Here is a 13,246-nt window from a genome sequence, read left to right as displayed (position 1 = left end):
CGGCCGGACCTCCCCCGGTCAGGACCTCGGGGCCTCGCCGTCGCCGTCCGCATCCGGTTCCGGCTTTGCGACGGCCTCCGCCTCCCCCGGTTCGGCCGGCACCTGGGATTCGGTGGGAGGTTCGTCGGCCTCGACTTCTTCGGCCTGAGCCCCAGCATCCTCGGCCTCGACTTCCTCTGCCTCTACCTCTTCAGTCTCGGCCTCAGCCTCGTCAGCCTCGACTTCTTCGGCCTGAACCTCAGCGTCCTCGGCCTGTGCTCCTTCAGTCTCCGCCTCTTCTGCCTCAACCTCGTCAGCCTCAGCGTCTTCGGTCTCCGCCTCTTCCGTCTCCGCCTCTTCGGTGGCGGGGGCTTCCGTGGGTGTGGAGGGGGCGTCGTCAAGCTCCTGCTCCGGGATCCCCACCGCAGCCGGACGAGGGAACCCGCCGACCATGACCGCCACGACCGCGCCCGGCACCGCCAGCCACACCGACGCCAGCACGCCCGCCAACCACCAGGTGGTGCCCGACCAGCCGTACTGGCCAACCTCGCCGCCCAGCAGCAGCGCGAGGGCCGCGACGATGACGCCCGCCATCACCGCCGCCGCGACGACCTCGACGTAGGGGCGGTCGGACTCGGCCTTCTTCAAGTGGCGGTGCACGCACCACACCGCGATGCCCACCGGCACCGCCAGCAGCACGCCGAACAACGGGCTCAGATGCGACTGCGGCATCGCGGCGAGCACCGGCAGCGGCGGCAGCGTGCCCGGGGACACGGCGAATAGGCCGGCCTCCGCGACACCGACGTTGGCCGGGGCGCCGACCAGGATCCCCGACGCTCCGAAAGCGATGTTGGGCAGGTACGCCACGGAGAGAAGGAGCAAACCGAGGAGCGAGCCACCGCCGTCGGCGATGCCCAGGGTCTCGCGCACCGACGCGTGATGCCAGACCATCGACGCGACCACGGCCACCGCGCCGGCCGCCCACAGCCACCCCACGAAGGCGGCGGCCAGGCGCAGCGACGCCAGCGGCCACTCCGGAAGCGCCCGGCGACGCAGCAGCGCCCGCGTCAGCCGCGGCCCCATGCCCGCCAGCAGCGCCGCGGCGTGGATGGCCGCGGTGGAGGCGATCGCTGCGGGGAAGAACGGCGCGTCGATGCGCAGCACGCCCGACGCGTCCCACAACATCAGCCACGCGATGACCGTCAGCGCCAGCGGCACGCCCGCGAACACCGCCGCCATGGTGCGCACGTCGCGGATGCTCACCGGGCCCGACACCTCCCGGCGGATCTTCCACGCCACCGCCGCGAAATACGCCATCGCCGGCAGCGCCGGCACCAGGCCCAGGTCCGTGCCGCCGAACTCGAACGGCGCGAGATTGAGCAGCATCCACGACGACGCGATGGTCGCCGGCAGCGGCGTGAAGCCCGCGCCCGCCACCGTCACGCCGATGACCGCGACCGAGATGATCAACAGCAGCGCCACCCCGTGCACGCCGGCGGCGGCGAGGAGGAAGCGGCGGATGCGCGCGGCGCGGGCGGTGGCGGCGGCGGGGCGGGGCGTGCCGGCCGCGGGGGCCGCCTCATCGACGGCCGGCCCGGACACCGACGTGATCTCGGCGGGGCGCGCCGGCTCCCTGCGCGGGGAACGGCCGCGGGTACGGCGGGACGACGGCCCCGTGCGGCGGGTGCCCCGCCCCGGGGTGCGCTTGCGCGGATTGGCGTCACTCACTTCGATGCCGTGCCTTTCCTCCGTGGGCGAACTTGTCCGGGCCGCCTCTGCCCACCCGAGACGTCTTCGACGAGACTATCGCGATGCGCGGATCGGGCACGGGCGGCGCGGCGGTCGTCGTAAAGCCGTGTCGCGGTGTTACGTCGCGGACCGTCGCAGCGGGGGTGACGGGGGTGAAAATCGGGCAGGGACACGTCAACAAAATGCCGACCACCGTTACCAGCGGGGCTTATGTGAAAAAACGAGCCCCCTGAATCGCGGCCCGGACCGGCGAAGAGAGGAACAAATCACATAATCCCGACTTTGCCGTCAAACGGCTTGCTCGACAGTTGCCGTTTCGTTATCGTTACACGCGCTGCATAACGACATGGTTACGTTTTGCGGCCTCCGGGCAGGACACGAGGCCCAAAGGTAACCGAGAGATCACAGGACTACAGGGAGTGAACGTGACGCAGACGATGACGCGACGCAAGGGCGGTGCCCACCGCAAGCCGGGCAAGTCCATCAAGAGCCGCATCGCGATGGTCGCTCTGACCTCCTCCGCAGTGTCCGTCTCCGGCGCCGCCGCCACCGCAGCGGCCGCCGACGCGAAGGACGCCGACAAGGATCTCGTCGCCCAGGACGCCGCCGAGGCGCAGATGTCCTCCACCCCGATGGTCCTGTCGGTCCGCGACTTCCGCCCGGCGTCCGACCTGGGCACGCACCTGGCCACGGCCCTGGAGTACAACAACCAGCGCACCGCCGCCGACCGCGCCGCCCGCGCGCCGCAGCTGTCCGTGCCGGCCCTCGGCGCCTTCACCTCCGGCTTCGGCCCGCGCTGGGGCACGATGCACAACGGCATCGACATCGCCAACGTCATGAACACCCCGATCATGTCCGTCATGGACGGCACCGTCGTCGATTCCGGCCCGGCGCAGGGTTACGGCCAGTGGATCCGCGTGCTCCACGATGATGGCGCCGTGTCGGTCTACGGCCACCTCGAGACCCTCGGCGTTGCCGTGGGCGAGCGCGTTTCCGCCGGTCAGGTCATCGGCGGCATGGGCAACCGCGGTTTCTCCACCGGCACCCACCTGCATTTCGAGATCCACCCCGACGGCACCACCCCGGTTGACCCGGTGTCGTGGTTCCTGCAGCGCGGCCTCGACGTCGTCTCGGGCGGCCTGTTCTAGGCCCCGTTCCTCGGTTTGCTGGCCGGTCCCGCTTCGTGCGGGGCCGGCCTTTTTGCTTGACGACGTCCCGCTGCGCCGCTCCCCGGCCGCCCGCATCTGCGGCCCACAACCGGTAGCGGCGGGGCGCGGGCGTCGCAAACTACTACCACCGCCACGCAAAAGCCCAGGTCGGCGTTCTTGGCAGCGACGTTTTGTGGTCGCTTTCGACGCTCGACTCCGCGGAAGCGCCCCGCAACCGGGTCCGCCGGGGCGCAGGCGTCGCAAAGTGCTACCACCGCCACGCAAAAGCCCAGGTCGCCGTTTTCGCGGCCGCGAAAATGTGCAGTTTCATACGCCCGCGCCGTCTGAGCTGCCCGCGAGCGGATACGGCCGGGGACGGTCCGTCGCGAAGCTCGCTGCCGCCCACCCAACCAGTCAGCCAATCGCGAACGCCGGGGCACGGACGTTGCAAACTACTACCACCGACACACAAAAGCCCAGGTCGGTGTTTTCGGCGGCAACGTTTTGTGGTCGCTTTCGACGCCCGAGCCGCGTCCGAGCCGCCGGAAACCCGGAGCGGCGAGGCGCGGGCGTCGCTAAGTACTACCACCGCCACGCAAAAGCCCAGGTCGGCATTTTCGCGACGACGAAAATGTGCAGTTTCATACGCCCGCGCCCGGCCGAGCGGCCCGCGAGCGGATGTGGCCGGGGACGAACCGTCGCAAGGCTCGCTGCCGCCCGAGTTTGCGACCCGCGGCCTGGAGCGGCCCCGCCCCGCACCCCCACCGATCGCGGGAAATCCGCCCGGGCCCGGCGGCGCGCGACCTACGCTGGCGGGATGAGCGAAACGAACCTCCCCGCCGCGCCCGCCAGCCGCACCGCCACCGCCGAGATGTGGGCGAAGCTGTCGCGGATCCCGATGGTCGGCACGCGGCTGTTCTCGGCAGCGGTGTCGCTGAAGGCCCCGTACTTCCGCACGTCGCTGCCGCGGCTGCGCGTCATGGAACCCGGGCTGGCGGTCGCGTCGGCGCCGAAATGGTGGGGGGTGCAAAATCACATCGGCACGTTCCACGCCATCGCCGCCTGCAATCTCGCGGAGTTCGTCATGGGCTTGCTCTGCGAGGCCTCCGTCCCCTCCTCGCACCGGTGGGTGCCCAAGAGCATGACGACGAACTACCTCAAAATCTCCCAGGGCGGCCTCACCGCCACCGCCACCGCCGACCTGCCGGACTTCGCCGAGATCACCCCGGAGTCCGGCGGCCGCAACCTCGACGTCCGCATCGAGCTCGTCGACGCCGAGGGCACCCTGGTCCAGGACGCGGTGATCACCTGCTGGATCACCGCGAAGAAGCGACGCTAGAGCTTCTCCATGGGCAGGCCGCCGATGAGCATCAGGCGGACCTTGCCCGCCGACCCGAAGTCGATGGTCGCCGTGGCCCGCGGGCCCACGCCATCGACGGACAGGACGGTGCCCAGGCCGTACTTGTCGTGGACCACCTTGTCCCCCGCGGCGAGCTGGAGCTCCGTGTTCTTCTTGCGCCCGCCGGCCGACCCGACGCCGGGGCCCACGCCCGCGCCGCCACCGCCGGACCGCCCCGACCGGCCGAAGCCGCCCGACCGCGCCGACGACCCGAAGCCGGAGCTGCGGCCGAACGCCGATCCCCCGCCCCACGACGACGCCGGCTCCTCGCGCAGCCACTCGACCAGCTCATCGGGGATCTCGCCGAGGAACCGCGACGGCGGATTGTTCTGCGGCGTACCCCACGACGACCGCGTCTGCGCCCGCGAAATGTACAGCCGCTTCCGCGCGCGCGTCAGGCCGACGTACGCCAGGCGACGCTCCTCCGCCAGCTCCTTCGGATCGCCCATCGCCCGCAGGTGCGGGAACTGGCCGTCCTCCCAGCCGGTCACGAACACCACGGGGAACTCGAGGCCCTTGGCGGTGTGGAGGGTCATCAACGTCACCACGCCCCGCTCGTCGTCGGGGATCTGGTCGGCGTCGGCGACCAGCGACACGCGCTCCAGGAACGCCTGCAGGCTCCCCGGCTCGGGCTGCCCATCGTCCATGCCGTCGCCGGCCGCTGCACCGCCCACCGCATCGTCGTCAAGCTCTTCCATGCCCTCCCGCAACGCCGTCTCCGCGGAGAACTCCCGGGCCACCGACACCAGCTCGTTGAGGTTGTCCAGGCGCGTCGCATCCTGCGGGTCGGAGGACCGCTCGAGCTCCGCGCGGTAGCCGGTGCGGTCGAGCACGGCCTCCACCAGGTCGCCGATGTCGCCGATGTCGCCGGTGCCCATGTCCGCGGCGATGCCGTCGAGCAGCTCGGCGAAGCCCTTCATGGAGTTGCGCGACCGCGCCGCGACCATCGCCACCTCGCCGCGCGCCGCCGCCCGCAGCGCCGCCCCGAAGGACGTGCCGGTGTCCTCCGCGTGCAGCGCGACGTGGGACTGCGCCTTGTCGCCGATGCCGCGGCGGGGGGTGTTGATGATCCGCCGCATGGACACGTCATCGTCCGGATTCGCGACCACCCGCAGGTACGCCACGATGTCGCGGACCTCGCGCCGCTCGTAGAACCGCGTGCCGCCGACCACCGTGTACGGCACGCCCATGCGGATGAACACGTCCTCCAGCGGGCGCGACGAGTTGTTCGTGCGGTAGAACACCGCGATGTCGGAATAGGTTGCTTTGCGACGATCCACCAGGTCGTCGATCTCATTGGCGATGAACCGCGCCTCATCGTGCTCGTTGTCGGCGACGTAGCCCTTGATCTGCTCGCCCTCGCCCAGATCGGTCCACAGTTTCTTCTCGCGGCGATTCTCGTTGCGCGCGATCAGCGCATTGGCCGCCGACAGGATCGTCTGCGTGGAGCGGTAATTCTGCTCCAGCAGGATCGACTCGGCGTCGGGGTAGTCCTCCTCGAACTCCTCGATGTTGCGGATCGTCGCCCCGCGGAAGGCGTAGATCGACTGGTCGGAGTCGCCCACCACGCACAGCTCGCTCGGCGGGACCTCCCCGCCCGGCTTGCCCACCAGCGCCGAAACCAGCGCGTACTGCGCGTGGTTGGTGTCCTGGTACTCGTCGACGAGCACGTGGCGGAAACGGCGGCGGTAGTACTCGGCGACGTCCGGGTGCTCGCGGAAGATGCGGACGGTCTCGCCGATGAGGTCGTCGAAGTCCAGCGCGTTGGCCGCCCGCAGGCGCACCTGGTACTCGCGGAAAACGCGGGCGACGACCTCGTCGAAGGGATTGCGGGTCGCCTCGGCATCCGACGCCGCCCGGTCCGGTCCGATCAGCTCGTTCTTCAGGTTCGAGATCCGGTTGGACAGCACGCGGCCCGTGAACTTCTTCACGTCCAGGTCCATGTCGCGGGCGATCATGGACAGCAGGCGGCGCGAATCGTCGGCATCGTAAATGGAGAAGTTCGAGTTCAATCCCGGCACCAGCGCGTGCTGCATGCGCAGGATGCGCACGCACGTGGAGTGGAACGTGGCCACCCACATCCGCTGCGCCGTCGGCCCCACCAGCGACGCGACGCGTTCGCGCATCTCCGCCGCCGCCTTGTTGGTGAACGTGATGGCCAGGATCTGCCCCGGGTGCACGCCGCGGGCGCCGATGAGGTGCGCGATGCGCCTGGTCAGCACCGCCGTCTTGCCCGACCCCGCACCGGCGACGATGAGCAGCGGGCGGCCGGCGTGGAGCACGGCCGCCCGCTGCTGCGGGTTGAGGCCCTCGAGCAAATCGTCGCGCGAGCCGAACGCGTCGCGGGAATCGGCCGCGGCCGCGGCGGGATTGGGGCGGGAGGTGGCAAAACCGAACGAATCAACCATGATGGGCCAAGCCTAGCCCAGCCCCCGGATGGCCCATTTGGCAGAATGGAACGCATGAACGACGACCTCATCGCCGCCTTCGACGTCCGCACGCCCACCGGCACGGACGATCCTCTGAGCTCGTCGGAGATCGAGAAGTACCGCGAGGAAATCAATCGCCTGGACAACCTGATCATCGACGCCATCCGGCGCCGCACCGAGGTGAGCAAGGCGGTGGGCAAGACGCGGATGGGTTCGGGCGGCACGCGGCTGGTGCACACCCGCGAGGTGCAGATCATCAACGAGTTCCGCGACGCCCTCGGCCCGGAGGGCCCGGCCATCGCCACCGCACTGCTGCGGATGGGCCGCGGCCGCCTGGGGTAAAGCCCCGCCAACTTCGCCCCGGCTAGTTAGCCTGGGGAACATGAGCACCTCCCGCACGGACCGCACCACCGTCGCCGCCTGGGCGTCGTGGGATTGGGGTTCCGCCGCGTTCAACGCGGTCATGGTCACGTTCATCTATTCCGTGTACCTCACCGAGTCGGTGGGCGCGGACATCGGCGGGTCGATCCCCGCGTCGTCGTGGTACGGCTGGGCAATGGCCGCGGCGGGCGTGATCATTGCGCTGGTCGCCCCGGTGCAGGGCCGCCGCGCGGATGCGAAGGGCCGGCGGCGGTGGTCGATGGCCATGTGGACGCTGGTTGTCATCGCGCTGATGGCGTCGCTGTTCTTCATCGAGAACGAGCCGGCGTTCTTCTGGCCGGGCATCGCCATCATGGCGGTCGCCGCGGTGGCGTTCGAGTTCGCGGAGGTCTCCTACTTCGCCATGCTGCGGCAGGTCTCCACCCCGGAGACGGTGGGCCGGGTGTCGGGAATCGGCTGGTCGGCGGGGTATTTCGGGGGCATTTTCCTGTTGCTGATCTGCTACGTCGGGTTCATCGCGGGCGAGGGTGGCGCGTTGGGCTTGACGACGTCCGATGGAATGAACGTCCGCGTCGTCGCCCTGGTGGCGGCCGCCTGGTTCCTGCTGTTCGCGTTGCCGACGTTTTTCCGGGTGCCGGAGATCGAGCCGGATGCTGCGCTGGATTCCAGTTACGCGGATTCCTACCGCCGCTTGTTCGGCGAGCTGCGCCAGTTGTGGCGGGAGGATCCGCGGTCGATAAAGTTCCTCATTTCCCAGGCGGTGTTCCGCGACGGTTTGGCCGGCGTGTTCACCTTCGGCGCGATCCTGGCGGTGACGGTCTACGGGCTGTCGGCCGCCGACGTCCTGCTCTTCGGCATCGCCGCCAACGTCGTCTCGGCGCTGGGCGCGCTGACCGCAGGGTTCCTCGACGACCGCATTGGCCCGCGCCCGGTGATCCTGTGGTCGCTGGGCCTGATGGTGGTCACGTCGGTCGCGCTGCTGTTCGTCGACGGGCCCGCATGGTTCTGGCCGCTGGGCCTGGCCCTGTGCCTGTTCGTCGGCCCGGCGCAGTCGGCGGCGCGGTCGTATCTGGCGCGCATCGCGCCGGAGGGCCGCGAGGGGCAGATGTTCGGCCTGTACGTCACCACCGGCCGCGCGGTGAGCTGGATGGCGCCGGCTGCCTTCGCCGCGATGGTCGCCATTTTCGGCACCGATCGGGCGGGCATCGCCGGCATCGCCCTGGTGCTGGTGGTGGGCATGATCCTCTTCGCGCTGGTGCCCAAGGACCCGGCCGCCCCCGCCGTCGAGGTGGCCGAAGCCCGGGCGTAGGTCATCCCGCCCCGCGGATCGCGGCGGCGCACCGCCGGGCATCGTCGTGGTCGCGGAACACCACCAGGACCACCCCGCCCGTCCTGGCCGCCATGCGCACGCCGACCGTTCCCCCGACGTCGAGCCGGAGGTCGCCCGGCTTCGGCGCGCCCTTCATCACCGGCCACTTCCACAGGCGCTCATTGCCGTCGGCCACGGGCACGACGTCGACACCGGCGATGTCGGCCACCCGCAGCACCGTCCGGTGGAACGGGCCGCGCACCTCGACGCGCCCGCCGCCCACGGCGATGTGCAGCCGGACGCACGCCAGCCACCACCAGATCGCCCCGGCGATGATCACCGCGGACACGACCGCCACCACGGCCGACCCGACCAGCAGAGACACCACCGCACCGAGGATCGCCGCGGCGGCCATCGCCCACTTCCACCACGGCGCCGGCGCCACCGTGAACGTCACCCCGGACCTACCCCTCCATCGAGATGAGCTTGTCCTCGAGAAACTCGTCGATGCCGGAGAATCCGCCTTCGCGGCCGAGCCCGGACTGCTTGACGCCGCCGAAGGGCGCGGAGGCGTCGGAAAGCCCTCCCTTGTTCACCGCGACCATGCCGGACTCGATGGACTCGGCCGCCCCGAGGGCGCGGGTGAGGTTTTCGCTGAACACGTAGGCCGCGAGGCCGAAGATGGTGTCGTTGGCGCGCTCGATGGCCTCTTCGTCGCTGGCGACCTCGGTGACGGCGACGACGGGGCCGAAGATTTCCTCGGTGACCACGTCGGCGTCGAGCGGGAAGCCGGTGAGCACGGTGGGCTCGTAGAAGTAGCCGTCGGCGAGCTCACCGGGCAGGTCCGGGATCCCTCCGCCGCAGCGCACGGTGGCGCCGCGCGAGACGGCATCGTCCACGAGCTTTTCGACGGTCCGCTGCTGATCCCGCATGGCCAGCGGTCCGAGTTCGGTGTCCTCGTCGGTGCCGCGGCCCAGGGCCAGCTCGCGGAACATGGCGACGACGCCGTCGGTGAACTCCCCGGCCAGCGACGCGTGGACGATGAACCGGTTCGGCGCGATGCAGACCTGGCCGCCGTTGCGCAGCTTCGACGCCTTGACGGCCTTGACCGCCTTGTCCACGTCGCCGTCCTCCAGCACCACGAACGGGGCGTTGCCGCCCAGTTCCAGGGAGACCTTCATCGACGTCTCCATGGCCTTCGCCGCCAGCTTCTGGCCGACCTCGGTGGAGCCGGTGAAGGTGAACTTGCGCAGGCGATCGTCGTCGAGGATGGCGGAGACGTTGCTCGCCGAGCCCGTCGGCAGCACCTGTACCACGCCGGCGGGAACGCCGGCCTCCTCCAGCAACTTGGCCAGGTACAGCATGGTCAGCGGGGTCTTCGACGCCGGCTTGGCGATGATCGTGCACCCCGCCGCCAGCGCCGGCGCGATCTTGCGGGCGCCCATTGCCAGCGGGAAGTTCCACGGGGTGATGGCCAGCGCCGGCCCCACCGGCTGTCGCACCGTGACCAGGCGGGAGCTGCCGTCCGGCGAGATGCGGTAGTCGCCGCGCAGGCGCACGGCCTCCTCGGAGAACCAGCGGAAGAACTCGGCGGCGTACTTGACCTCGCCGCGCGAATCCGGCAGCGCCCGGCCCATTTCGAGGGACTGGAGGTACGTCAGGTCGTCGTCACGCTCCAGGATCAGCTCGAAGGAGCGGTGCAGGATCTCGCTGCGCGCGCGGGGCGGGGTGGCGGCCCAGTCGGCCTGGGCCGCGCAGGCCGCATCGAGCGCGGCGCGGGCGTCGTCCTCGGTGGCGGAGGCGACCTCGACGAGGACGCGGTCGGTGGCGGGATCGCGGACCTCGAAGGTGCCGCCATCGGACGCGTCGCGGAACTCGCCGCCCAGGAAAAGCTGGGTCGGGGCGCCGGAAAGAATGTCGTTCACTGAATGTCCCATGGCGTCCATGGTGCGCGCGGGGGCGGGATTTGTCGACGGTGCCCGGCAGATGGGCCACCCCGCTTCGGGGTCACATCAACATCTAAAAGGTGAACAATGTTCGGGCTTTTCGACGGATAACCCCAGGTCGCCGAAAAACGGGTGACCACGGCTGCGGTGGACGCGTAACGATTCGTTACTTAACGTCAATAAAGTCTGTGAACGACCCAAGATTTTCCCCACCGCCCGCCGGGCACCTTCACACGCATCACCCGAAACCCGAGGATGAGCATGCGCAAGATCACCGCCTTCGCATCGGCCACAGCAGTGGCCGTCGCGGGCTTCGTCGTACTGCCGCTGGCAACCGCCGACGAGGTCACCAACACCGCTTCCATGTCCCTGACGTGCAAGGCCACGCCCAGCACCTCGCTGGCCGGCCCCCAGGTCTTCTCCGCCGACGACGTTTCGGTCAACGTCACCTCCCCCACCGACGTGGAGATCGGCGAAGAGTTCAGCACCACCTACACCATCGATCCGGTCAGCGTCGCGGTTCCCTCGCTGCCGATGAGCGCGCGGCTCGAATCCGCGTCCCGCCTCAAGCTGGACTTCGCGCTGCCCGATGGCGTCACCTTCACCGGCGCGGACATCGACGAGTCCAACGCCAACCTCAACGGCTTCCGCGTCCTGCAGGTCAACGAGTCGGGACATCCCGACCCGAATGGCCGCATCCTCCGCTTGACCAGCGCCGACAACGCCACCATCGGCAATGGGCCGAATTCCAACAAGAACGCCCACGGCGGCATCCGCTACAACATCACGGGCTCGACCATCGACCTGCGGTTCCCGGTGATCAAGCTCAACCTTCGCGCCGACACCGAGGGCGACAAGAACTTCGGCGTCCGCACCGCCGGGGCCGCCGGCAACTTCGGCGCCGACGAGAACTTCCTCACGATGAACGCTCAAACGTCGTGGGTCTTCCCCGTCGGCCAGATCTGGGCCCCGACCCAGTGTTCGCCGCGGGCGTCGGAAAGCGCTCCGATCGATACTCGCGCCAGCCAGCTCGCGACCGTCAAGGTCAACCCGAAGCCGGCGGCCGTGGACACGTCGCTGGCCATCGGAGAGGTCTCCGAGGCCGTCGCCGGCAACCCGGTCGCACTGACGGCGACCATCGATCCGGCCGACGCCGCCGGCACCGTCGTGTTCTCCTCGGGCGAGCACGTCTCCGAGCCGGTCGAGGTCGTCGACGGCCGCGCCACCGGCGAGCTGACGTTCCCGGAGGCCGGCGACTACGAGGTCACCGCCGCATTCACCCCGGCCAACGCCGAAGCGCACACCGCGTCGTCGGCCACGAGCACGGTCACCGTCGCCGGCCAGGCGTCGAACCTGGCGGTCACCGCCGCCGAGTCCGCCCCGGCGCGCAACAACGTCGAGGCCACCGCGACCGTCGAGCCGGGTGCGACCGGCACCGTGTCCTTCCGCATCGGGGAAGGTGCGGAGGTCACCGCCGAGGTCGACGCGACCACCGGCACGGCGACCGCGTCCGTGCCCACCGGCACCGCGGTCGGCGCCCAGCAGCTGACCGCCGAGTTCCGCCCGACCACCGGCTCGCCCTTCGCCCCGGCGAAGGTCGAAACCCCCATCGAGATCACGGCCATCACCGAGACCGCCCTCGAGCTGTCCGGTGCCGAGCAGCCCGTCCATCCGGGCGAGACCGTGACCCTGACCGCCGAGGTCGTCCCGGCCGAGAACACCGAGAACGCCGCCGGACAGGTGATCTTCACCATCGAGGGCCGTGACATCCCGGCCGACGTCGCCGACAACCGCGCGTCCATCGAGGTCATCCCGGACCGTGGCGGCGAGTTCCCCGTCAAGGCGCGCTTCGTGCCCGCCGACGAGACCCAGACCCCGGCCGAGGCCGAGGCCACCCTGACGGTCGTCGCCGCCGGCGACACCGCGATCACCGCCGAGGCGCCGACCGGCGTCGAACCGATGGTCGAGGCCCCGACCTCCGTCACCGTCTCCCCGGCCGCCGCCGGCACCGTGACGGCGACCATCGACGGCCGCAAGATCACCGCGGAGGTCAACCCGGAGGATGGCACCGCCACCCTGCCGCTGGTCTTCCCTCGCGAGGGCGAGTACTCGGTCCCGGTCGAGTTCGCCCCGGCCGATCCGCGCACCGCGAAGCCGGCGCGCACCAGCATCGACGTCACCGTCGCCGCCCCGACGTACGACTCCGTCTCGGTGGCCTTCACCAATGAGCCCGAGGGCACCATCGGCGAGAAGCACATCTTCCGCGCCGACGTCACCCCGAATGCCGGCGACAAGTCCAACGTGTCCGGTTTCCTGACGCTGACGAACAACGGCGAGAAGGTCATGAAGGACGGCGCCGAGGTACGCATCCCCGTGGTGCGCGGCATCGCCGAATTCGACATGGTCTGGCCGACCCCGGGCGTGAAGACCCTCGAGGGCACCTTCGTCGGCGCCGAGGGCGAGGCCATGGGCACCGGCACCACGTCGGTGACCATCTACGACGAGAACGGCGAGCTCCCGCCGGTCGACGAGGACGAGGATCCGGACACCGGCGGTGAGATCCCGACCGACCCGGGCACGGGCTCCTCCGACATCACGTCGTTCTTCGAGCGCCTGTGGAAGTTCATCGTCGACCTGTTCACCGGCAAGCTGACGCCGGGTTCGCTGGGTTCGTCCGAGGGGTCGTCGAACGGCTCCTCGAACAACGACCGCCCCTCCGCGGATGACGTCACCCCGGCCCAGCCGGAGCAGCCCTCGGATGAGACGGAGGCCCCGGCCACCGACTCCACCGGGGACTCCACCCCGACCGACACCCCGTCCACCACCGAGTCCGCGGCCGCCGCGAACTGACCCGGCACCTTCCCAGACAAGGAACATGGAAGTGAAACTCAAAACTTTCCGACTGC

General features: G+C 70.0%; 9 protein-coding genes. 5 read left to right on the top strand and 4 right to left on the bottom strand.

Annotated elements, in window-relative coordinates; translation table 11 throughout:
- Window positions 1-18: 18 nt before the first annotated feature.
- On the bottom strand, window positions 19-1,707 hold the full coding sequence (locus tag ACFWGD_RS05255; protein WP_377777541.1) for a DUF6350 family protein: 1,689 nt from the start codon (window positions 1,705-1,707) through the stop codon (window positions 19-21).
- A gap of 446 nt (window positions 1,708-2,153) precedes the next feature.
- On the opposite strand from ACFWGD_RS05255, the gene ACFWGD_RS05250 reads away from it, so the two are divergent.
- Together ACFWGD_RS05250 and ACFWGD_RS05245 are read left to right on the top strand one after the other, a co-directional pair.
- Entirely contained in the window at window positions 2,154-2,876 is a 723-nt protein-coding gene (locus tag ACFWGD_RS05250; protein WP_377777540.1) for a M23 family metallopeptidase, read from the top strand.
- Window positions 2,877-3,693: 817 nt separating this feature from the next.
- On the top strand, window positions 3,694-4,215 hold the full coding sequence (locus ACFWGD_RS05245) for a hotdog fold domain-containing protein (protein WP_377777539.1): 522 nt from the start codon (window positions 3,694-3,696) through the stop codon (window positions 4,213-4,215).
- On the opposite strand, the gene pcrA is transcribed toward ACFWGD_RS05245, so the two are convergent.
- Window positions 4,212-6,683 (bottom strand): DNA helicase PcrA, encoded by a 2,472-nt coding sequence (pcrA, locus tag ACFWGD_RS05240; RefSeq protein WP_377777538.1) that lies wholly within the window; start codon window positions 6,681-6,683, stop codon window positions 4,212-4,214. The two genes, ACFWGD_RS05245 and pcrA, sit on opposite strands and share 4 nt — an antisense overlap.
- A 54-nt stretch (window positions 6,684-6,737) precedes the next feature.
- On the opposite strand from pcrA, the gene ACFWGD_RS05235 reads away from it, so the two are divergent.
- Entirely contained in the window at window positions 6,738-7,046 is a 309-nt protein-coding gene (locus tag ACFWGD_RS05235; RefSeq protein WP_377777537.1) for a chorismate mutase, read from the top strand.
- Window positions 7,047-7,086: 40 nt separating this feature from the next.
- Window positions 7,087-8,394: an MFS transporter gene (locus ACFWGD_RS05230; RefSeq protein ID WP_377777536.1), complete on the top strand. Its 1,308-nt coding sequence runs from the start codon at window positions 7,087-7,089 to the stop codon at window positions 8,392-8,394.
- Between the two features lies 1 nt (window position 8,395).
- Here the strand turns inward: ACFWGD_RS05230 and ACFWGD_RS05225 are convergent, their stop codons facing one another.
- Complete coding sequence (locus ACFWGD_RS05225) at window positions 8,396-8,851, bottom strand: hypothetical protein (protein ID WP_377777535.1); 456 nt, start codon at window positions 8,849-8,851, stop codon at window positions 8,396-8,398.
- A 7-nt stretch (window positions 8,852-8,858) separates the two neighbouring features.
- Complete coding sequence (locus tag ACFWGD_RS05220) at window positions 8,859-10,331, bottom strand: NAD-dependent succinate-semialdehyde dehydrogenase (protein ID WP_377777534.1); 1,473 nt, start codon at window positions 10,329-10,331, stop codon at window positions 8,859-8,861.
- 270 nt (window positions 10,332-10,601) lie between these two features.
- Here ACFWGD_RS05220 and ACFWGD_RS05215 point away from each other — a divergent pair, with 270 nt between their 5' ends.
- Window positions 10,602-13,190, top strand: a complete 2,589-nt coding sequence (locus tag ACFWGD_RS05215; RefSeq protein ID WP_377777533.1) for an Ig-like domain repeat protein — start codon at window positions 10,602-10,604, stop codon at window positions 13,188-13,190.
- Window positions 13,191-13,246 lie beyond the last annotated feature (56 nt).

It is taken from the genome of Corynebacterium sp. NPDC060344 (assembly GCF_042725215.1).
In the GTDB taxonomy this organism is placed as follows: domain Bacteria; phylum Actinomycetota; class Actinomycetes; order Mycobacteriales; family Mycobacteriaceae; genus Corynebacterium.
The sequence above is the reverse complement of the archived record's forward strand: the minus strand, read 5'-3'. Positions and strand labels throughout refer to the sequence as shown.